19 protein-coding genes are annotated in these 22682 nt (G+C 55.6%); 12 read left to right on the top strand and 7 right to left on the bottom strand.

Translation table 11 applies throughout. From position 1 onward, the window contains the following. Nucleotides 1–25: 25 nt before the first annotated feature. From NW211_RS09965 to NW211_RS09950, 4 genes are all read left to right on the top strand, one after another. Nucleotides 26–2224, top strand: a complete 2199-nt coding sequence (locus NW211_RS09965) for an alpha-N-acetylglucosaminidase (protein ID WP_258327732.1) — start codon at nt 26–28, stop codon at nt 2222–2224. 85 nt (nt 2225–2309) lie between these two features. Continuing rightward, nucleotides 2310–4895: a glycoside hydrolase family 3 C-terminal domain-containing protein gene (locus tag NW211_RS09960; RefSeq protein ID WP_258327731.1), complete on the top strand. Its 2586-nt coding sequence runs from the start codon at nt 2310–2312 to the stop codon at nt 4893–4895. Nucleotides 4896–4934: 39 nt separating this feature from the next. Beyond that, a complete protein-coding gene (locus tag NW211_RS09955; protein ID WP_258327730.1) occupies nt 4935–7205 on the top strand; it encodes a family 20 glycosylhydrolase in 2271 nt (756 codons plus the stop codon). Between the two features lie 214 nt (nt 7206–7419). Beyond that, nucleotides 7420–7713, top strand: coding sequence for a hypothetical protein (locus tag NW211_RS09950; RefSeq protein WP_087409388.1), 294 nt, complete (start codon nt 7420–7422; stop codon nt 7711–7713). A gap of 16 nt (nt 7714–7729) precedes the next feature. On the opposite strand, the gene NW211_RS09945 is transcribed toward NW211_RS09950, so the two are convergent. Then, a complete protein-coding gene (locus NW211_RS09945) occupies nt 7730–8002 on the bottom strand; it encodes a c-type cytochrome biogenesis protein (protein WP_241147860.1) in 273 nt (90 codons plus the stop codon). Nucleotides 8003–8268: 266 nt separating this feature from the next. On the opposite strand from NW211_RS09945, the gene panB reads away from it, so the two are divergent. Together panB and NW211_RS09935 are read left to right on the top strand one after the other, a co-directional pair. Next, nucleotides 8269–9087, top strand: coding sequence for a 3-methyl-2-oxobutanoate hydroxymethyltransferase (gene panB / locus NW211_RS09940; RefSeq protein ID WP_087409387.1), 819 nt, complete (start codon nt 8269–8271; stop codon nt 9085–9087). A 216-nt stretch (nt 9088–9303) separates the two neighbouring features. Next, nucleotides 9304–10356 (top strand): acyltransferase, encoded by a 1053-nt coding sequence (locus NW211_RS09935; RefSeq protein ID WP_087409386.1) that lies wholly within the window; start codon nt 9304–9306, stop codon nt 10354–10356. A gap of 19 nt (nt 10357–10375) precedes the next feature. Here NW211_RS09935 and mscL read toward each other — a convergent pair whose 3' ends face one another. Continuing rightward, entirely contained in the window at nt 10376–10828 is a 453-nt protein-coding gene (gene mscL / locus NW211_RS09930; protein WP_087409385.1) for a large-conductance mechanosensitive channel protein MscL, read from the bottom strand. Nucleotides 10829–11152: 324 nt separating this feature from the next. On the opposite strand from mscL, the gene gap reads away from it, so the two are divergent. After that, complete coding sequence (gene gap, locus NW211_RS09925; protein ID WP_025278431.1) at nt 11153–12163, top strand: type I glyceraldehyde-3-phosphate dehydrogenase; 1011 nt, start codon at nt 11153–11155, stop codon at nt 12161–12163. 145 nt (nt 12164–12308) lie between these two features. Here gap and NW211_RS09920 read toward each other — a convergent pair whose 3' ends face one another. Next, a complete protein-coding gene (locus tag NW211_RS09920; RefSeq protein ID WP_258327729.1) occupies nt 12309–12629 on the bottom strand; it encodes a hypothetical protein in 321 nt (106 codons plus the stop codon). A 278-nt stretch (nt 12630–12907) separates the two neighbouring features. On the opposite strand from NW211_RS09920, the gene NW211_RS09915 reads away from it, so the two are divergent. The 5 genes from NW211_RS09915 (at nt 12908) to NW211_RS09895 (ending at nt 17650) form a co-directional block, all read left to right on the top strand. Continuing rightward, the gene (locus NW211_RS09915; RefSeq protein ID WP_258327728.1) at nt 12908–13612 is read left to right on the top strand and encodes an XRE family transcriptional regulator; all 705 of its coding nucleotides are present in this window, start codon (nt 12908–12910) and stop codon (nt 13610–13612) included. A 56-nt stretch (nt 13613–13668) separates the two neighbouring features. Beyond that, complete coding sequence (locus NW211_RS09910) at nt 13669–14016, top strand: hypothetical protein (protein WP_258327727.1); 348 nt, start codon at nt 13669–13671, stop codon at nt 14014–14016. Between the two features lie 210 nt (nt 14017–14226). Further along, nucleotides 14227–15726 (top strand): leucine-rich repeat domain-containing protein, encoded by a 1500-nt coding sequence (locus NW211_RS09905; RefSeq protein WP_258327726.1) that lies wholly within the window; start codon nt 14227–14229, stop codon nt 15724–15726. 33 nt (nt 15727–15759) lie between these two features. Next, nucleotides 15760–16536, top strand: a complete 777-nt coding sequence (trmB, locus tag NW211_RS09900) for a tRNA (guanosine(46)-N7)-methyltransferase TrmB (protein WP_258327725.1) — start codon at nt 15760–15762, stop codon at nt 16534–16536. A 10-nt stretch (nt 16537–16546) separates the two neighbouring features. Continuing rightward, complete coding sequence (locus NW211_RS09895) at nt 16547–17650, top strand: Mrp/NBP35 family ATP-binding protein (RefSeq protein ID WP_258327724.1); 1104 nt, start codon at nt 16547–16549, stop codon at nt 17648–17650. A gap of 92 nt (nt 17651–17742) precedes the next feature. Here NW211_RS09895 and purN read toward each other — a convergent pair whose 3' ends face one another. The 4 genes from purN to NW211_RS09875 all read right to left on the bottom strand — a co-directional run bounded on the left by purN (nt 17743) and on the right by NW211_RS09875 (nt 22611). Next, a complete protein-coding gene (purN, locus tag NW211_RS09890) occupies nt 17743–18321 on the bottom strand; it encodes a phosphoribosylglycinamide formyltransferase (protein ID WP_258327723.1) in 579 nt (192 codons plus the stop codon). 106 nt (nt 18322–18427) lie between these two features. Continuing rightward, nucleotides 18428–19444: a 2-oxoacid:ferredoxin oxidoreductase subunit beta gene (locus NW211_RS09885; RefSeq protein WP_087409377.1), complete on the bottom strand. Its 1017-nt coding sequence runs from the start codon at nt 19442–19444 to the stop codon at nt 18428–18430. A gap of 3 nt (nt 19445–19447) precedes the next feature. Beyond that, nucleotides 19448–21292 carry a 2-oxoacid:acceptor oxidoreductase subunit alpha gene (locus NW211_RS09880; RefSeq protein WP_258327722.1) on the bottom strand — a complete coding sequence of 615 codons (1845 nt, stop codon included), beginning with the start codon at nt 21290–21292 and terminating at the stop codon, nt 19448–19450. 134 nt (nt 21293–21426) lie between these two features. Further along, nucleotides 21427–22611 (bottom strand): hypothetical protein, encoded by a 1185-nt coding sequence (locus tag NW211_RS09875; RefSeq protein ID WP_087409375.1) that lies wholly within the window; start codon nt 22609–22611, stop codon nt 21427–21429. Nucleotides 22612–22682 lie beyond the last annotated feature (71 nt).

The following is a 22682-nucleotide window of genomic DNA, read 5'->3' as shown; positions in this document are numbered from 1 at the left end:
CCGATACATAAGAAACCATACACGCATGACAAAACACATCACGATATTTCTATGGGCAGCCCTGCTTCTGGGGCTGCTCTCCTGCGGGCAAAATCCCGATTATGAACGTTCGGCCCAACAGCTGGCCGGGCGCCTGGTTCCGGGTCACGAGAAGGATTTCATCTTCACACTCGTGCCGGCCGAAAACGACTACTTCGAACTGAAACAACACGGAGACCAAATAGAGATTCAAGGAAATAATGGTGTCTCCATGGCGCGGGGGTTGAATCACTATCTGCGCCACTACTGCCATGCGTCTGTCTCCTGGTGCGGCAACAACCTCTCGGGCATACCCGACACATTGCCCCGGATTGCTTCGCCCCTACGCATCGAAGCCTCACAGCCCTTCAGATACTACCTCAATTATTGCACATACAGCTATTCCATGGCTTTTTGGGGCTGGGAAGAGTGGGAACAGGAGATAGATCGCATGGCTCTTCAAGGCATCAACCTGCCGCTCATGGCCGTCAACAGCCAATATGCCGTCTGGCAAAATACCCTCAAGCGTCTGGGATATACCGACGACGAAATCTTCGCCTTTCTTCCCGGTGCCGGGTACGAAGCCTGGTGGCTGATGGGCAACCTCGAGGGGTTCGGCGGACCGGTTTCGCAAGCCTTTATCGACCGGCAGACCGACCTGCAAAAGAAGATGCTGCGCCGCATGCGCGAGCTGGGCATGCAACCCGTATTCCAGGGCTTCTATGGCATGGTACCCAACAGTCTGAAAGAGAAATTTCCCCAAGCACACATTCTCGAGCAGGGCGAGTGGTGCACCTATCAGCGGCCCGCCTTCCTCGACCCCAACGACCCGCTGTTCGACTCGATAGCCGACATCTACTACGACGAGCAGAAGAGACTCTTCGGCGATGCCCTCTACTTTGCCGGCGACCCTTTTCACGAAGGCGGGCAGACCGAAGGCATCGACGTGAAAGCGGCTGCCACAAAGATACTGCAGGCCATGCGACGCATCTCGCCCAAGGCCGTGTGGATTCTGCAAGGCTGGCAACACAACCCCATGCCCAGCCTCATGGAGGGGCTGAAACAGGGCGATGCCATCATTCTCGACCTGATGGCCTGCGAACGGCCTCAATGGGGAGGCATACCCAGTTCGATGTTCTATAAACCCGAAGGGCACATGTACCACAACTGGATCTGGTGCGCCCTGCCCAACTTCGGCGGCAAGACCGGGCTGCACGGCAAGATGAGCAGTTACGCCTCGGGCCCCGTATTCGCCAAACACCACCCGCTGGGGAAAAACCTGTGCGGCATAGGTGCAGCCCCCGAAGGTATAGGTACCATTCCTGTCGTATACGATATGGTCTACGACATGGCTTGGCGCAACGACAGCCTGAACGTGACCGACTGGTTGCGAGAGTATACACACTATCGGTATGGAGAGGCCGACTCGGCCTGCAACCGGGCCTGGGAGATACTGGCCCGAACCATATACGAATGTCACAACGAGGCCGGCGGCCCCGTAGAGTCGTACATCTGTGCGCGACCCGCCGATACCATCAAGCACGTATCGGCCTGGGGAAATGCCGAAATATTCTATGACCCCGACCAGGTGGTGACCGCCTGGGAAACGATGTATGCCTCGCGCAACAAGTTCCGCAACAGCGACACCTACCGCTACGATCTGGTAGACCTGACCCGCCAGGTGCTGAGCGACTACCTGAAAGCATTGCACCGCCAGGCGGTAGCTGCCTTCCAACACCACGATGCCCCCCGGTTCACCCGCCTGTCGGCCCGGATGCTCGACATCATCCGCGACGACGACCGGCTGCTCTCCACCCGCAAGGAATTTTATGTGGGCACCTGGATAGGCGAAGCAGAAAAGGCCGGTACCAATCCCCAGGAAAAGAAGCGGTTCGTGGCCAATGCCAAACGGCAGATTACCACCTGGACCGATTACGATTCAGAACTGCACGACTATGCCCACAAGGAGTGGGGCGGCCTCATGCGCGACCTCTACCTGCCCCGATGGGAGGCTTGGGTCAACTACAAGCTGGCTCTGCTGAAAGGGGAGCCTGCCCGGGAGCCCGACTACTTCGGTCTGGAAAAGGCGTGGGTAACCAGCGACAAGACATACGACGAAGGCCCCTCGGGCGATTCCATTGCCATCATCGAGGAGCTCTACAAGCAATACATTGGAGAGATACGTCAAACTTATAAAAATATTTAAAATTGCAAGATACCCGATGAGACATCAACCCCCTTATTCGTCTACTTTATAAACAAATAATCATTAACACCATAGAACACACATTATGTTACACAAAGTGCTTATATGCTCGTTGCTGCTTGCTTCAAGCGCGACTTATTCACAGGCAGTCCAGAAACAGATTCCTCCTTACAAAAACCCCGATCTCCCTATCGAAGAGCGGGTGGAGGATCTGCTGGGCCGCATGACTATTGACGAGAAAATTGCCCAAATACGGCACATTCACTCGTCCGACATTTTCAACGGACAGGAGTTTGATCCTCAAAAACTCTCAAACAAAGCAGGCGACATCGCCTGGGGCTTTGTCGAAGGATTCCCCCTTACCGGCGACAACTGTGCCCGATACATGCGCCCCATACAGAAGTACATGGTCGAGGAGACCCGTCTGGGTATTCCCGTCTTCACCGTAGCCGAATCGCTGCATGGCGTGGTACACGACGGCAACACCGTCTATCCCCAGAACATCGCACTCGGCAGCACGTTCACACCACAACTGGCTCGTGAAAAGGCTCATCACATCGCAAACGACCTTCACAGCATGGGATTCAAACAAGTGCTGGCTCCCTGTATCGATGCCGTGCGCGACTTGCGATGGGGCCGGGTAGAAGAGTCGTATGGCGAGGACCCCTACCTGTGCGGCCTATTCGCTATCGAAGAGGTGGACGGATACCTCGAAAGCGGCATATCGCCCATGCTCAAACACTACGGGCCTCACGGCAACCCGCTGAGCGGTCTGAATCTGGCGTCGGTGGAATGCGGACTGAGAGACCTGCACGAGATTTATCTCAAGCCTTTCGAAATGGTGGTAAAGAACACGGGGATACTGGCCGTAATGTCGAGCTACAACTCGTGGAACCACGTGCCCAATTCGGCTTCGCACTATATGCTCACCGAAATTCTGCGCAATCAATGGGGATTCAAAGGGTATGTCTACTCCGACTGGGGTGCCATCGAAATGCTCAAAAGCATGCACCGCACGGCCCGCAACTCGTCCGAAGCCGCTATCCAGGCCATTACCGCCGGACTCGATGTCGAAGCCTCGAGCAACTGCTACCCCTTCTTGAAAAGTCTTGTCGAAAAAGGGGTCATCGACGAATCGGTCATCGACACGGCTGTACGCCGGGTCTTGTATGCCAAGTTTGCCTCGGGCCTGTTTGACGACCCCTACGGCAACCGATACGAACAGAACAAACGCCACACTCCCGAGAGCGTAAGGCTGTCGAAGGCCATCGCCGACGAATCGACCGTATTGCTGAAAAACGAAAACAACCTGCTGCCCCTCGACCCCAAACGCCTGAAGTCGATTGCCGTCATCGGCCCCAATGCCGACCAGATACAGTTTGGCGATTACACCTGGAGCCGCAACAACAAAGACGGCATCACTCCGCTGCAAGGTATCAAAAGCCGGGTAGGCAAAAACACCACCGTGCGCTACGCCAAAGGATGTAGCCTGGCTTCGCTCGATACATCGGGCATTGCCGAAGCCGTAGAAGCTGCCCGTCAAAGCGAGGTCGCCGTCATCTTCGGCGGCAGCACCAGTGCGGCTTTCGTACGCGACGGTTACAAAAATTCGACCTGCGGCGAGGGCTTCGACCTCAACGATCTGAACCTCACCGGAGCCCAGACCCAACTCATCCGTGCGGTATACGACACGGGTACCCCCGTCATTCTCGTACTGGTAACGGGCAAACCGTTTGCCATCGAGTGGGAGAAGAACAACCTCCCCGCCATACTCGTGCAGTGGTATGCCGGTGAACAGGCCGGAAACTCCATCGCCGACATTCTGTTCGGCCGGGTAAATCCCTCGGGACGCCTTACCTTCTCCTTCCCCCGAAGCACCGGCCATCTGCCCGTCTACTACAACTACCTCCCCTCCGACCGAGGCTTCTACCACAATCCGGGCAGTTACGACGCTCCGGGCCGCGACTATGTATTCTCCTCGCCCACGGCGCTCTACTCCTTCGGATACGGTCTCTCCTACACGTCGTTTGTCTACAAGAATCTCACGACCGACCGCGATAAATATGGCTTGACCGACACCATCAAGGCTACCGTCGAGGTGAAGAATACCGGCAAACGCACCGGAAAAGAGGTGGTACAACTCTACGTGCGCGACAAGGTGAGCACCTATGTAACCCCGATAAGACAATTGCGCGACTTCCTGAAAATCGAGCTGAAGCCGGGCGAAAGCCGCACCGTACATTTGCAGGTTCCCGTAGCCGACCTCTATCTGGTCGATGAACAGAACCACCGCTTTGTCGAGCCCGGCGAATTTATCATCGAGGCCGGACAGTCGTCCGACAACATTATCCTGACGAAGAGTGTCGTGGTAGGCGAACCTTCGACCATCGGCGACGATGAAGTCGTAGTAGCCTATACCCCGAAAAGCTCGCGGCAAATGCAGGTAAAAGGCGAGGTACGCGACATACAGGCTACCCTCGTACCCGGCATGCAGGTTATCGAGAAGAGCACGGGGAAAACCCTGGCCAAAACCGATGAACGCGGCAGATTCCAGGTAACGACCGGCAACCACGAGTTCCTGGTCTTCAAGAAATCGGGCTACCGCACTGCCGAAATCGAAGTGAACAACCGCAACGTCATCAACATGACCGTCAACTACGGAGAGGATTAACCCCTGTTTACCCACACATCCAACACGATAAAAACAGATATGAAGAAAATCATAATCGCTTGTCTGTGGTGCTGCATATCCCTGTTTGCGGGATATGCGGCGCAAGACACCCCGCTGAATATCACTCCTGCCCCTCAAGAGATGACCGTGAAAAGCGGCACTTTCGCCCTCACGCCTCAAACGTCGCTGGTCGTCGGCCGTACCCAACGGGCCGACCTGCAAAAGGTGGCCGCCTACTTTCAGGCCAAAATCAATCGAGCCACCGGCTACGACCTGGCTATCAAAAACAGCGGCAACCACAACTGCATCTCGCTGCAGATAGACCGCTCGCTGAAACTGGGCGACGAAGGCTACCGGTTGAGCGTCACCCCCAAGCGGGTACAGGTCAAGGCCCGCACACCGCAAGGTCTCTTCTACGGCATGCAGTCGGTCATGCAGCTGCTCCCTCCCCAAATCGAGAGCGAGCAACCTGTCGACGGTATCGACTGGACAATGCCCTGTGTCGAAATCGGTGACGAACCGGCCTACGGCTACCGCGGCATGATGCTCGACGTGTGCCGTCACTTCCACGACGTGGAATTCGTCAAGAAACAGCTCGACATCATGGCCATGTTCAAGATGAACTATTTCCACTGGCACCTCACCGACGACCACCTCTGGACCATCGAAGTAAAGAGATACCCCCGCCTCACCGAGGTAGGTTCGGTACGCCACAATGCCGACGGCTCCATACACCGGGGATTTTATACGCAAGAGCAGATTAAAGAGGTAGTCGCCTATGCGGCCGACCGCTTCATCACCGTCATCCCCGAGATTGAGTTGCCGGGTCACGCCCTGGCCGCCCTCACCGCCTACCCCGAATACTCCTGTACCGGCGGCCCGTTTGAGCTGCGCAACAAGTGGGGCGTGGAAGACAACGTCTATTGTGCCGGCAACGACAAGACTTTCGAATTTCTCGAAAACATTCTCGACGAGGTGATTCCCCTCTTCCCGGGCAAATATGTACACATCGGTGGCGACGAATGCCCCAAAAAGAGATGGGAAGCCTGCCCCAAATGCCAGAAACGTATCCAAGATGAAAATCTGAAAGACGAACACGAACTGCAAAGCTACTTTATCCACCGCATCGAGAAAATCATTCTCGAACACGGCAAGGCCATGATTGGCTGGGACGAGATACTCGAAGGCGGACTGGCCCCCTCGGCTACCGTCATGTCGTGGCGGGGCGAAGAGGGCGGTATCGCAGCCGCTTCGATGGGACACGACGTGATTATGACCCCCTCGCCGTGGCTCTATGTCGATGCCGGTCAAGGAGCCGTCGAGGCCGAGCCCATCGCCATCAAGTTTGCCATCATGCTCGACAAAATCTACAACTACGACCCCTCGTCCGAAAAGATTCCCGAGAACCTGCGCCACCATGTACTGGGCGCCCAGTGCAACATGTGGACCGAATATGCCGTCACGCCCGACTATACCGAGTATCTGCTCTACCCGCGCATGCTCGCTCTGGCCGAACTCGACTGGACTCCCAAAGAGAAAAAGGACTATAACTCGTTTGCCCGTCGCCTCGACTCGCAACTGGTACGGCTCGACATGCACCACATCAACTACCACATTCCCCTGCCCGAAGGGCCCATGGCCAACCGCATCGCCTTTACCGACCAGACGACACTGACCTTCCACAACAGCCGCAACTACCCCATGGTCTATACTACCGATGGCAGCGAACCGCAGGCCGGGTCGACCCGATATGAGAATCCGTTGACCTTCGACCGCAACACGACCTTGAAAATCGCTACGCTGCTCCCCTCGGGGAAATTGAGTACGACCCGTACCCTCGAGGTGGTTCGCGAGCCGCTCATGCCGGCAACCGACCAGGCTACCCAACCGGGTATCGAACGGCGACGCACCGAAGGTAACCTCTACTTTGTAAAAGACTTGGAGGGGGCCTACTGGACCGAGCCTCAAGTGGTCAAGGATTTCAGCCTCAAGACCAGTGGCGACGAAAAGGGGGCCTACTGCTACACGGGCTACTTCGAAGTCCCGGCCGACGGTATCTACTACTTCTCTTCCGAGATGGACGAACTGCAAATCGACGGACGGGTGGTCATCAGCAACGACGGCCGACTCGTGCGCCACTCGCACACCCGCAACTCGGTAGCCCTGCAAAAGGGCAAACACGCTTTCCGACTGCTGATGATCAACAACAACATCGGCGGCTACCTGCGTGCCTGGAACAACAAAGGGTTTATATTCGCACCCGAAGGTGGTACGTTGGCCCTGCCCGACCCGGCTACACTCTCTCACTAATCATAAAATCGGCAATTAAAAAAAGAGCGGGGAACCAGCGATGGCTCCCCGCTTTTCATAACGAGTCGGTTCGACACTGCCGCCTGTCGAAAACTTTGTTTTCGCTCTCGTCTCTTGTATCTTTGAATAAGACAGGAGGCGGTTCAGCATAAAAATCAAGTAAACTTGTTTTTCTACTTTCGCCTTTTCGTATCTTTGTAAAAAATAGCAGGCTATGAAGAAAGATAACTATTCACGCAAGGTCCCCGGCTGGTTCAAGGTGTTGATACTGATAACGGCTCTGCCGATTTTCGCCTGGCCCTGGTTGATGAGTCGGGCCACGTCGGCCTTTACCGAGAGCGGTATGGACGACAGTCTGCCGTGGACATTTGTCATGCTTATGCCCCTTTACGTCGTGCTCTCCACCTGGATCAGTTACCGGGTCTATGCCTCCCGACCCGAGGTGTCGTGGATTTTGCAGGCATTGCAAATTCTGGTCTATATAGCCTTGGCCATACTGGTAGCATAGCACTGAGGCCCATGACTTAAGGATTATAAAGGTCGGGGTTGGAGAAGTTGATAATCTCCATCACCATTTCGTAGGCCTGACGAGCCGGACTCTCGGGATTGATTTCGGTCGCTTTCAAATAATTCTCAATCGCCAATTTCCAGTTCCCCTGTTTCCAGAAGAGGGCCCCTTTCAGGTAATAGGCCCCATCGTCCTGCGGGTCGCAAGCCAAGCGTTCTTCGAGGTGAACGAGTGCCTTCTCCAACTCGTTTTCACCAATCATTCGATTTATATCTTCTATTGAAATCATATCCATTCCAAATTATTGTGTAACAAAGATAGTGAAAAGCACTGCAATGGCAAAAAGAGGACAAAGTTTCGCTCTTGCTTTTGCCGAATGGCTACACGACCCTTATCCTGGGTATGAACAACTGCGACAGTGGAACTCACGGAATTAAAAATCGCACAATCGCTATCTATTTAAAAGATAACGGAATTGAGATTAGAAAGTAAAAAGGGTGTCAATATAAAAAATTGATGTACCTTTGCCCCCGAAATTCTAACACACAAAAAACTATGTCTACTTATACCGAAGATACTCGTAAAGTAACGACTCACCGCCTGATGGAGATGAAGCTCCGCGGCGAAAAGATTTCGATGTTGACCGCCTACGATTTCTCTATGGCGACTCTTATAGACCAGGCCGGTATCGATGTCATTCTGGTTGGCGACTCGGCTTCCAACGTGATGGCGGGCAATGTGACCACGCTGCCCATCACCCTCGACCAGATGATTTATCACGGCAAGTCGGTGGTACGTGCCGTCAAACGGGCGCTGGTGGTTGTCGACATGCCCTTCGGGTCGTACCAGGGCAACTCGAAAGAGGCTGTGGCCTCGGCCATCCGCATCATGAAGGAGACGCACGCCGACTGTGTGAAGATGGAGGGCGGAGCCGAAATACGCGAATCGGTAGAGCGCATACTCAGTGCCGGTATCCCCGTGATGGGTCACCTGGGCCTCACACCCCAGTCGATCAACAAATTCGGCACCTATACCGTACGTGCCCGCGAAGAGGCCGAAGCCAAAAAACTGATCGAGGATGCCCATCTGCTCGAGGAAATCGGCTGCTTTGCCCTCGTACTCGAGAAGATTCCCGCCACGCTGGCTACCCGCGTGGCCGAGGAGCTGACCATCCCCGTAATCGGTATCGGTGCCGGTGGCGGTGTAGACGGCCAGGTGCTCGTGATGCACGACATGCTGGGTATCAACAAAGGGTTCTCGCCCCGCTTCCTTCGTCGGTATGCCGACCTGAGCACTACCATCACCGAAGCGGTTCAGGCCTATATAAAAGATGTAAAGACGCGCGACTTCCCCAACGAGAAGGAGCAATACTAAAAACGGAAACGCAAAAGGAGTTGTGTCGCAGGGCACAGTTCCTTTTTGCTTGACCGGGGGCCATGTGGCCCGAACCGCAAACGGCACCGGCACAACCACCTGCCGTCACAACCGAAGGCCGGTTACCGGCGCTCACCCCCTGCAAACTCCAGCCCAGCCACAAATCGGGGCATGGACAAGAAGACATTCATCACACCATTTGCCAGATAGTATCTTATGATCAAGAACCGTAATCTTTCACTCGACCTGTTGCGGGTCATTGCCTGTTACCTGGTCATGCAACAACATGCCAGCGAGTATTACTACATTGGCGACCAACTCAGTGTCGTCACCGGTAGCAACACCTTCTGGATAGGTATCATCACCTCGCTATGCCGCACGTCGGTACCCCTGTTTGTCATGCTGTCGGGATTTCTGCTGCTCCCGATGCAAGACTCCATCTCCCGGTTCTTCCGCAAGCGGTTCACCCGCATCGTCTACCCCTTTGTCGTCTGGTGCGTCATCTACGCCATCTACTTCATGGCTACACGGGGCGAGTCGGTGGGCGACCTGGCTCTGCACATCCTGCACATCCCCGTCAACTTCGGGTGCGAGATAGGCCATCTGTGGTATATCTACATGCTCATCGGGCTCTACCTGGTTGTCCCCATCATCTCGCCCTGGCTCGAACGGGCCGGCAAACGCGAACTGGAAGGCTACCTGGCCCTGTGGACTCTCACCACCTTCCTCCCCTACATACACCTGGCCTACCCCGAAGTGCTGGGCGAGGCCTTCTGGAACGACACCCCCCTGCTCTACTACTTCACCGGGTTTATCGGCTATTTCATTCTGGGGTATTACCTGCGAAGATACGGCTACCCCTCGGCACTCCTCTCGTGGGTATTGCTCGTGGCGGGTTACGCTGTCACGGCCGGCCTCTTCTGCGCACGCATCGATACCGTAGCCACCATTCCCGAGCTGGAACTCAGCTGGCGCTTCTGTACCGTAAACGTACTGATGATGTCGTTGGGACTCTTCTCGCTCATCGGCCGGCTGAAACTGAACGGGCAAAGCCGGGGGGCGCAGCTCCTCACCGACATCTCGGTCAAAAGCTACGGTATGTACCTGGCCCACATCATCGTGCTCAACTTCTACTACGACCTGATTCACCCCCTTGCCCAGGCAGCCTACATAGCCATACCCCTCATAGCCGTGTGCACCTTCGTCACCGTCTACCTGCTGGTGAAGGTGATAGCCTGGCTGCCCAAGAGCAAATACATCATCGGATAAGGCCGTCGGGGACCCGACACTACTTCGAGCCCGACTGCTCCTGCGCCTTGAGCAGATCTCTGATTTCGGTCAGCAGCTTCACCTCGGCCGAAGGTTCGGGCGGCGTAGCAGCCGCCTGAGCTTGCGCCTGCGCCTTGCGTTTGGCCGTGAGCCGCGTGATGAGTTTGATGAAGAGGAAAATCGAGAAGGCGATAATCAGGAAGTCGAACGTCATCTGCAGGAAGTTCCCGTAGTTAAGCGTCACGGCCGCCTGTTCCACGCCGTTGACCTCGCGCGGCGCCTTCAGCACCCACTTCAGGTCGGTGAAGTTGACACCCCCTACCAGCACACCCAGGAGCGGCATGATAATATCGGCCACCAGCGAAGAGACAATTTTGCCGAAAGCCCCCCCGATAATCACACCCACGGCCAAGTCGATGACGTTGCCACGCATCGCAAAGTTTTTAAAGTCGGTCCAAAAAGAACTTTTCATAACGGTACATTTTAGTATTACAGATAGATTACTCACATTCAAGGATATGCAAATAAAGAAATTTTTCTTTTATTTTCACATTCGCATACATTGTATTCAAAAAAAATATATACCTTTGCAGTGCAATTTTAGGAGCAAAGTATAAAATTATGAAATATAAAATTGCCTTTTTGCTGGTTTTGCTTGCCCTGATGAGCAGTTGCGCCACTCCATGCGGTTGTTAAACAATATGGCAAGAGCAAATGTTTTTAAGGCAGCGGGTCGGAAAAGAGAAAAAACGCGAGACATTATTTTTATTCAATAAACACTTAAAGTTTTATTACAATGATTAAAGTAGGTATCAATGGTTTTGGCCGCATCGGACGTTTCGTTTTCCGTGCAGCACAAACAAGAAACGACATCCAGATCGTAGGTATTAACGACCTTTGCCCGGTTGACTATTTGGCATACATGTTGAAATACGACACGATGCACGGTCATTTCGATGGCACGATCGAGGCTGATGTTGAGAAAAGTCAATTGATCGTAAACGGTAAAACGATTCGTGTTACCGCCGAAAAGAACCCTGCCGACCTGAAATGGAACGAGGTAGGTGCTGAATATGTAGTAGAATCTACCGGTCTCTTCCTGACCAAAGAAAAAGCTCAAGCTCACATCCAAGCTGGTGCCAAATATGTAGTTATGTCGGCTCCTTCGAAAGATGATACCCCCATGTTCGTTTGCGGTGTAAACGAGAACACTTACGTTAAAGGTACTCAATTCGTATCGAACGCTTCTTGTACGACCAACTGCTTGGCTCCTATCGCCAAAGTATTGAACGACAAATTCGGTATCCTCGATGGTCTTATGACGACGGTTCACTCGACGACGGCTACTCAAAAAACCGTTGACGGTCCTTCGATGAAAGACTGGCGTGGTGGTCGTGCCGCTTCGGGCAACATCATCCCCTCTTCGACGGGTGCTGCCAAAGCCGTAGGTAAAGTTATTCCTTCGTTGAATGGCAAACTGACCGGTATGTCGATGCGTGTTCCGACTCTGGATGTTTCGGTTGTTGACTTGACGGTTAACTTGGCTAAACCGGCTACTTATGCCGAAATCTGCGCCGCTATGAAAGAGGCTTCGGAAGGCGAACTGAAAGGTATCCTCGGTTACACCGAAGACGCAGTTGTATCTTCTGACTTCCTGGGCGATACTCGTACTTCGATCTTCGATGCCAAAGCTGGTATCGCTTTGACCGACACGTTCGTAAAAGTTGTTTCTTGGTATGACAACGAGATCGGTTACTCGAACAAAGTTCTCGACCTGATCGCTCACATGGCTAAAGTAAACGGCTAATCATTATCCACACGATAATACATAAGAAAGCCGACCCTTTATCGGGGTCGGCTTTCTTCGTCTCAATCCGACAGGTACACCCTCGCCATATACCCTTGAAGGCATCCTTCTTTGTGCCACGCCACACCTCTCGGATTTACCGGTCTCACACATATACAACACCATAGCTCGACAAAAAGTTATTCAGCACGGGCAGTATTTCGCCCACAGCCTTGCCCATGTTGCCGGTTACCCGCACCGGCATATCGGTGTACTGCGGCTCGATGCCGCAAATCATCGATACCGCCCGATGCTCTCGCTCGGTCAGCCCAATCTCACACATCAGCATGTAGGCCACGCCGTCAAACTCGATTTCGGCCTCGTGCCGTACCCGCTTGCGCGGTGTCTCGTCGCGCTCGTAAGCCACCAGCCAGTACGATGCCGCCAAGGCGGCCAAAGCCGGTGCTTCCCATTCGATTGTCTTCATTGTTGCTTGCTCCTTTCCTTCGACGCCACTCTGCCAGGGTATATTCACACTGCTTTTACCTGTTTTGCCCGTGTATCTCTTCCCTCTGTTTATAAATTACATAGGTAATATACCCCGGCAGAGTGTTATCAAATATGTTAATTATTAGCCTATTATTTCGTTTATTCAAAAAAAGTTCCTACCTTTGTATGTGGTAATATCACCACACAAATATACAACTCAAAATCGCATTATGCAAATTATTAAAGGTAATTTTACCATATAAATTTTATACGGCCATGAGCAACGACGATAAAATCATCAGAATCAAAGCGTTAATAGACGACCAGGGAATCACCCAGTCGGAGTTTGCCAAACGCATTGCCATCGATGCTTCCAACTTTTCGAAGCACCTGACCGGCAAATTACCCATCAGCGACTCGCTCATCAACAAAATCGTAGTCGAACTGGGCGTCTCGAAGGAGTGGCTCTGCTCGGGCAACGGCCCCATGTACGCCTCGACCAGCTCTACAACCAACGACATGCACAACCACATACGCACCCTCACCCTCCCCTCGGGAGCCATCGTACCCGAGGTGCGCAATGGCGCCAAGGTATACGGGCTCGACGTCACAGCCGGCAACTTGGGGCGTGACCGCATGTTTACCGACGACCTGGTCATCGGCAGCATCGACGTTCCCTTCATCAACCCCGATTGCAGCATCGTCAAGGTAAGCGGAGACAGCATGAAGCCGGTTATCAACAATGGAGACATGATTGCCATTCGCGAAATCAAAAATCCCAACCTCATCTTTTGGGGCCAAATCTACGTCGTACTGCTCGAAGACTACCGCATGGTCAAGTATGTGCGCAAGCACGAGAACCCCGACCGGGTAATCCTGCGCAGCGAAAACAAAGAATATGACGACATCGAAATCGAGAAGCGCGACATCTGCGACCTCTTCATCGTCGAGAATATCATACGCATCGACAATCGCATATAAGATGCAGTAAAGAAAAAAATACCAATATCAACGCCAACGAAACATTACCGAGAAATATGCTGACCTTGAAACAAGTAATCGTGGAATCGCACGACGACCTCGAGATATGGTCGTCGATTACCGTGTGGGAGGGTGCACGGCAGGAGCTGGTTATCCAGCTGGAATTTACCGACTATGACGACCCGGACCGAGAGACCAAGACGTCTGCCACACTCGACCGGGACGAGGCTGCTACCCTGGCCAAACATCTGCACATCACCGCCGAGGCTCTACCCCAGGCCCTGTTCGACAGGTATGGCGACACCTCCAATCTGGCGGTACCGTCGGAGGTCGAAGCTCTGTTCCAGGAGATACTCAACTTCATCCTCGACCACGGCGCCCGCTATCGCCTCACCCAGGAGTAGCCCTGCCATCCCCCCGGGGGAGTGAACGGCCTGCCACACACCGGCAACGCTACGAAGCACTACACCGGGGAACCCTATTTTACCCACTCTTTTACAGCAGACAGAGGGACGGGGCAGCATAGCCAAAATTGAAAACTGTGCGTCCCTATTTGTCCAGACCCTCATCTTTTAGTATCTTTACGCCCGAATGACGAGAGGTTTATATCAGGAATGAAACAGTTGCTATACATCGCTTTACTACTGTTCTCCGGCCACAGCGTGCTGGCGGCTTCCTACACCTGCCACACCGAGGCGGGCGAGCTGCAAAGTCATATCCCGACCTCCGGCGAGTCGGTCACCCAACTGACCGTCACGGGCACACTCGATGCCCGCGATTTCGCCTACATGGGCGACTCGCTCACCAACCTGAACCTCATCGACCTGGAGGGCTGCACGATTGCCGCCTACGAAAGCCGCGATACCTATCTGGGCAACCAGGCGCGTTTCGAAGCGCACACCCTGCCGGCGCACACCTTTCTCGGATTCCAGAAACTGACGATGGTAAAACTACCAAAAGGCACACAAGTCATCGGCGAGGCCGCCTTTGCCGGATGCCCGGCCCTCACCACCATCGTCTGGGGCGAGCAGTTGCGCAGCATCGGCGACCTGGCTTTCTCGGGCTGCCCGGCACTCGACACCCCGCTGCCTGCCACGTTGCGCAGCATCGGCGAATACAGTTTTGCCAGATGCACCGCCTATACCGAACTGAACCTCGAAAGCGCTCCGCTAAAGTCCATCGGAGCCAACGCCTTCGCCGGCTGTACCCGCCTGGCGGCTATCGCCTTACCAGCTTCGCTGCAAACCATTGGCGACCGTTGCTTTGCCGGCTGCTCGGCCCTCACGGCCATCGCCCTGCCCGCAGCGCTGCAATCGCTGGGTGAAGGTTGCTTCGCCTACTGCACCTCGCTCTCGCAGGTCGATATGAAGCGTATCCTGCTCACCTCGATTCCGGCCTATGCCTTCGACCACTGTACAAGCCTCACGTCGCTGCATACCCCAGCTATGACTGAAGAAATTGGCGAAGGGGCCTTCTACTACTGCACCTCGCTGCTCGACTGCACGCTACCTACCCGACTGCGCGAGATAGCCGACTATGCCTTTGCCGGATGCAGCCGGATGGAACACCTCTCGTTCCTGCCCGAAGGGCTCGAGCGGATAGGCCGGTGGCCCTTCTACGGCATGCGACAACTCTACTCGGCCACGATACCCTCGACCGTCACCTACATCGGCGACCACGCCTTCGACAGCTGTACCCGCCTGGCCGCCGTCATGGCCTACCCCACCGAGCCCCCGGCACTGGGCGAGGAGGTATTCCTCAACGTGCAGCAAGCCGACTGCGCGCTGGGAGCTCCCGACGAGAGCATAGAGATCTACCGCAACGCTCCGCAGTGGCAGGAGTTCGACATCAGGCACTTCTCCAACCGGGAAGAGATAGCCGACGACCACACCTTGCAAGTCTATTTCGAACACGAAATACTCCGGGTCAAAGCCTCCGACCCCATGCGACAAATCGCCCTCTACACCCTCGACGGGCGCGTTGTACACCGGGAGGAGGGCGAGACCTACGAGTGGGCCATCGACACCCGCTCATACACGGGACCGATATTTGTCCTGTCCATACAAATGCAATCGGGAGAGTACCGCCACCTGAAGGTGGGACGAAACCGGTAATCGCCCGCCAGGAACAAAGATGAAATTTCGACTATGGGAAAAAATAAACTGAAAAAATTCGACGATCTGCAGGGATACCCCCACGTGTTCCAATACCCCTTCGGCCTGTTGCAGGAGAAAGGATTCGAAATACAGGGCAAATGGGGCGAAACCTTCTTCAAGAATGACAACCCCATCGTGCTCGAGCTGGGTTGCGGCAAGGGCGAATATGCCGTAGGGCTGGCCCGTCGCTTTCCGCAAAAGAACTTTATCGGCATCGACATCAAGGGGGCCCGCATGTGGAGCGGTGCCAAACAGGCGCTCGAGGAGGGGATAAAGAATGTAGCCTTCCTGCGGACCAACATCGAGCTGATCGACCGCTTCTTCGGCCCGGGCGAGGTGTCGGAAATCTGGATTACCTTCCCCGACCCGCAGATGAAGAAGGTGCGCAAGCGGCTCACCTCGACCCGCTTCATGGCGCTCTACCAGCAGATACTCACCCCCGACGGGCTCATCCACCTCAAGAGCGACAGCCCCTTCATGTATACCTACACCTGCGAAATGGTGAAGGCCAACGGCTACCCCGTGCAGGTGGCTACCGACGACCTCTACCACTCGGGCATCGCCGACGACATTCTCGAGATAAAGACCTTCTACGAGCAACAGTGGCTCGAGCGGGGCATGAACATCAAGTACATCCGGTTCGTATGCCAGCCGCGCGAACAATTTGTCGAGCCCGACGTTGACATTCCCTACGACACCTACCGGAGTTTCAACCGGGGAAAACGCAGCGGCAAGCAGAGCAGTCAAGACGATACGACAACAAAATAACTTATATATCATGCAGCTATATCCTAAACTGATACTCGACGCACTGGCCAAAGTGCGTTATCCCGGCAACGGAAAAGACCTCGTCGCCAACGGCATGATCGAGGACGACATCCGCATCGACGGCAACAAGGTGAGCTTCTCCATCATCTTCGAGAAGCCCAACGACCCCTTCATCCGCTCGGTCGTGAAGGCGGCCGAAACGGCTATCCTCACCTTCATCAGCCCCGATGTCGACATCAAGGGCAACATCAACGTCAAGAGCAAACAGGTGGCCCGCCCCAACCCCGAGAACCCGCTCCCCGGCGTGAAGAACATCATCGCCGTGTCGTCGGGCAAAGGCGGCGTGGGCAAGTCGACCATCGCCTCGAACCTGGCCGTGGCTCTGGCTCGCCTGGGCTACAAGGTGGGTCTGCTCGACGCCGACATCTTCGGCCCCTCGGCCCCCACGATGTTCGACATCGAAGATACCGACGTCTACACCGAGAATATCGGCGGCCGTGACCTCATTCTGCCCGTCGAACGATACGGGGTGAAGATTCTCTCCATCGGCTTCTTCGTGCGCAAGAACGACGCCGTATTGTGGCGGGGCGGCATGGCCAGCAACGCCCTGAAGCAACTCATCACCGATGCCGCCTGGGGCGACCTCGACTACTTCGTGCTCGACCTGCCGCCGGGCACCAGCGACATACACCTCACCCTGGTACAGACTCTCGCCATCACCGGGGCCATCGTGGTCACCACCCCGCAGGAGGTGGCTCTGGCCGATGCCCGCAAAGGCATCAGCATGTTCACCGGCGACAAGGTGAATGTGCCCATTCTGGGTCTGGTCGAGAACATGAGCTGGTTCACCCCGGCCGAACTGCCCGAGAACAAATACTACCTCTTTGGCAAGGATGGCGGCAAACGGCTGGCCGAAGAGGCCGGCGTGCCTCTGCTGGGGCAGATTCCCATCGTGCAGAGCATCTGCGAAAGCGGCGATGCCGGGCACCCCGTAGCCCTCGACGATTCGGTCACCGGGCTCGCCTTCAAACGTCTGGCCGAGGAGGTGGTGAAAGCTGTCGACGAGCGCAACGCCACCCGCCCCTCGACCCAGCGGGTAGAGGTTCACAAGTAATCACAATCCGGCAGGATTGCCCCTATATGGCGAGAGCCGCTGCAAAACTCGATTCGCAGCGGCTCTCGCTCTTTTTATTTCGTTTTGGAGGGTTATACCTCACCGGCCAGCAAACGCGCTACTGTGGCCGGATAGAGCTCGTGCTCGGCCGCATGGACCAGCGTGAAGAGCTCGTCGAGGTCGTGCCCCTCGTAGGGAACGGCACGCTGGGCAATGATGCGCCCGCCGTCGACCGTCTGGTCCACGTAGTGAATGGTCACGCCAAAGACCTTCACCCCATAGTTCAAAGCCTGCTCGACGGCCCGGGTCCCGGGGAATGCCGGCAGCAACGAGGGGTGTATGTTGATGATGCGACCACCGTAGCGCGACAGCAGCGTGTCGGCCACGATGCGCATGTAACCGGCCAGACACACCAGGTCGACACCGGCCTTGTCGAGACGGTCGGCAATGGCACCCTCCATATCGGCTTTCGAGGGGTAGGATTTGGGTTGGAAGGCAAAGGTCTCCACCCCGTGACGGGCGGCCCGTTCGACTACGGCAGCCGCCGGCTTGTCGCAAACCAGCAGAACCACCTCGGCCGGAATACGGCCCGACTCGCAGGCCGTTACAATCGCCTCGAAGTTGGTACCGGTGCCGCTGGCAAATATAGCAAGACGTTTCTTTTGAGACATGACACAATTCTTTTTATCACAGGTTTACAAACAGACATGGCGCCCAAAGGCCGGTATCACCGCCGCTTCGAGCGCCATGGTATAGGTTACACAGAGAGCGGGCCAATTACTTTACCTCCCAGGTCTCTCCGTTCAACAGGAACTCACGCAGCGAATGGTAAGGCACCTTGCCGGTTACCTCTTTCACCTGGCGGGCCACCTCCTGGTCGTAGGCCGGAGCCTCGACATTGCGTATCACGCCGATGGCCAGCGGCAGTTCGTGACCGTCCATCATGGCCAGACTCTGGTGCATGAAGTTGTCGGGCGACTTGGCATCGTGTACCAGAATGTCGTCGAGTGTCACACCGTTCTCGCCGATGGTCACCGCCTTGAGCTTGTAACCGTCGAGCACGAGACCTCGGTTGTGGTCCTTGCCGAAAATCATCTTCTCGCCATGGCGCAGATGGATGGTGCGGTCGGCCCGGAACTCCTTGTCGGCCACATAGCTGTGGATGTTGTTGTTGAAGATGACGCAGTTTTGCAACAACTCTACCACCGAGGTTCCCTTGTGGCGGGCAGCCTCGACCAGCACCTCCTGCGAAACCGACAGCTCTACGTCGAGCGAACGGGCAAAGAAGGTACCGCGGGCACCAAACACGAGCTCGGCCGGGATGAAGGGGTCTTCTACCGTGCCGTAGGGCGACGACTTGGTCACAAAACCACGGTCGCTCGTGGGCGAATACTGCCCCTTGGTAAGGCCGTAGATCTTGTTGTTCATCAGCACCACGTTGATGTCGACATTCCGGCGCACCGAGTGGATGAAGTGGTTACCGCCGATAGCCAGGCAGTCGCCATCGCCCGAAATCTGCCATACGGTCAGGTCGGGGTTGGCCGTCTTCACGCCGGTAGCGATGGCAGCGGCACGGCCGTGAATGGTGTGGAACCCGTAGGTATTCATGTAGTAGGGCAGACGCGACGAGCAGCCGATACCCGAAACCACTACGGTCTTGTGGGGCGGTATGCCCAGCGTGGCCATGGCTTTCTGCAGCACGTTCACGATCGAGTGGTCTCCGCAACCGGGACACCAGCGCACATACTGATCGCTCTTATAATCTTTTGCCGTATATTCCTTTTGTTCTTCCATGTCTTATTCCTCCAAAAGCTTTGTAAAATGGTCAATCAACTCGCTCACCATAAACGGTTGGGCCTGTATCTTGTTGTAACGCAGGAAGGTCTTGCCGGGGACTTTACCCGAGAGGTAAGCCGCAAACTGACCGTTGTTCAGCTCGCACACAACCACCCGTTTGTACCGGCGGAGCACCTCCTCGGTATTCAGGGGCAGAGGATTGATATAGTTGAAGTGGGCGAATGCCACCGGTTTGCCCTGGGCATTCATGGCCTCGACGGCCGAATAGAGGTGGCCGTAGGTGCCGCCCCAGCCCACTACCAGCAGCTCGGCATCGGGGTTACCCTGCACCTGGAGCAACGGCAGGTCGTTGGCAATGTTGTCGACCTTTTGCTGGCGGGCACGCACCATCTTCTCGTGGTTGGCCGGGTCGGTAGAGATGGCGCTGGTCTTCCAGTCTTTCTCCAGTCCGCCCAGGCGGTGCATGAAGCCTTCGACGCCCGGATGTGCCCAGAAGCGTACCGAACGCTCGTCGCGGTCGTAGGGTTTCCAGGCGCCCAGTTGTTCGGGCTTCACGTAGTTGGGTTTTATTTCGGGATACTCGTCCATGTCGGGGATACGCCAGGCCGAAGAGCCGTTGCCGATGAAACCGTCGATGAGCAGGATGACGGGCGTCATGTGCTCCAGAGCGATCTTGGCAGCCTGGAAGGCCATGTCGAAGCAGTTGGTCGGAGTCGAAGCAGCCACGACCACAACCGGGCTTTCGCCGTTACGGCCGTAGAGAGCCTGCAACAGGTCGGTCTGCTCGGTCTTGGTGGGCAGACCCGTCGAGGGACCGCCGCGCTGTACGTCGATAACTACCAGCGGAAGCTCCGACATCACGGCCAGACCGATACCCTCGCTCTTCAAAGCCAGACCGGGACCCGAGGTCGAGGTCGCTGCCAGATTCCCGGCAAACGCGGCACCGATGGCGGTGCAGACACCGGCAATCTCATCCTCGACCTGAATGGCTTTTACACCCAGGTCTTTGCGTTTGGCCAGCTCGTGCAGAATGTCGGTGGCGGGGGTGATGGGATAACTGCCCAGGAAAAGGGGCAGACCCGATTTCTCCGAAGCGGCAATCAGGCCCCAGGCGGTGGCGGTGTTGCCGTTCACGTCGGTATAGATACCGGGGCGCACCTGTGCCGACTCTACCCGATAGGTCGATACCGAGGCGTGTATGTTGTGGCCATAGTTGTAACCGTCGCTCATCACCTTGGCATTGGCCTCGTAGATGGCCGGTTTCTTGGCAAACTTATTCTTCAGCAAATGTTGTGCCTGCTCCAGCGGACGGTCGAACAACCAGCAGACGAGACCCAGCGCAAACATGTTTTTGCACCGCACGATCGACTTGTTGTCGAGACCCGAGTCGGCCAACGAATCCTTCACCATCTGCGTAATGGGCACCGGCACAATCTGTGCATGCGAAAGTCCGGCCTCCTTGATGGGGTCGTCGGTCTGGAAAGCCGCCTTCTCCAAATCGCTGGCGCGGAAGCTGTCGGAGTCGATGATGACCACTCCGCCTCTCTTCACATGACGGGCATTCGTCTTCAAGGCTGCAGGGTTCATGGCCACCAACACATCGGCCAAGTCGCCCGGCGTGTGAACACCCCGTCCTATATGAACCTGAAAACCGGATACTCCACCCAGTGTGCCTTGCGGAGCCCGAATCTCTGCCGGATAATCGGGGAAGGTCGATATTTCATCTCCCATACCGGCCGAAACATTGGAAAAAATATTTCCGGCCAACTGCATGCCATCGCCCGAATCGCCGGAAAATCGTACCACGACTTCTTCCAATACTTTCACTTTCGTTTTTTCTGTCATGTTTACGTTACATTTTTAATTCAACAGAGCTGTTTTTGATTTTATATTAAAATCATTTTGACAAAGATAGTGTTTTTTTGTAAGCATTTGAAATATTTTCATAGAAATATGTAAGCAACCTTACCTCTTTCTATTTAAAACATAGCCATGAAAAGTGCCATATCGTAATAGGGCAACCCCAGACGTATGCTCAGCTCCTTGTGAGTGAGCTTCCCGCCAAACAGATAAACGGCATTGCGCAGCCGGTCGTCCGACTTGATGTGGCCGTAGAGCATGGCGGGGTCGTTGAGCGAAATGAGCAGGGGCACCAGCAGGTTGCTCAGGGCCATCGAAGCCGTCCGGGCCACGGCACTGCTCACGCTCGAGAGGCAGTAGTGCAGCACGCCGCACTGTTCATACACCTTGTTGCACGGGGCCTCGCTGCAACTCGAGGTTTCGAAACATCCCCCCTTGTCCATGCAGAGGTCGAAGAGCAGGGCGCCCCGCTTCATCATCTCGACATAGTTCATGCCCAGCCGTCCTTGGTCGGGCACCTCGGTACCGATAACCACATCGGCCGAGCGCATGGCATTTTCCAGCACATGCGGGTGCAGGTTCGAAGTAAAGACCGAGGGGCTCACCTCGAGCTGGGTAGCCCGCAGGCGATAGAAATCGTTGTCGAAGACGCGCACCAGAGCCCCCAGTCCGCAAGCCGCACGGGCTGCCGCACGACCAGCCAAGCCGCCGCCGATAATCAGCACCTCGGAGGCAGCCACACCGGGCACACCGCCCAGCAAAACCCCTTTGCCGCCACTGCGGTTGCTCAGCAGCTCCGAGGCCAGCACGATGGCGGCACGGCCGTCAATCTCGTCGAGAATATCGGCAAAGAGACAGCGCCCCTGTTCGTCGGTCACCCGATCGATGGCCACGGCAGTCACCTTCTTCTGCATCAACAGTTTGACAACCGAAGCCGACTGATACTGAGGTTGCAGCAGGGTGAGCAGGAACACGCCCGGCCGAATCAAGGCCGCCTCTTCCCCGTTCAGCGGGGTAATCTTGAGCACCACATCGCACTGGAACACCTCGGCGGCATCGACCGCCTGGGCCCCCGCTTCGGTATAGTGCAGGTCGCTGTATTTGATGCCCTCGCCCGCACCACGCTCGATGAGCACCACAAAGCCCTCCCGGGTGAGCAGCGCCACCCCCTCGGGGGTGAGGGGGAATCGTTTCTCCCCGCCGTTATGTTCGGCCGGCAACCCGACAGACAACCGACGGTTGCCCGACATCACACCCAGCAACTGTTCCTGAGGAGCCATTCCTACATTCAAACTACCCGCCATAGCTTTTTCTGTTTAATTAGATTTATCGGTACTAATATACAAATATCCTTGATAAAACGGTTCGGCCTGCC

Source organism: Barnesiella sp. ET7, from assembly GCF_024733785.1.
GTDB lineage: Bacteria > Bacteroidota > Bacteroidia > Bacteroidales > Barnesiellaceae > Barnesiella > Barnesiella merdigallinarum.
This window is presented reverse-complemented; position numbering and strand designations above follow the sequence as displayed.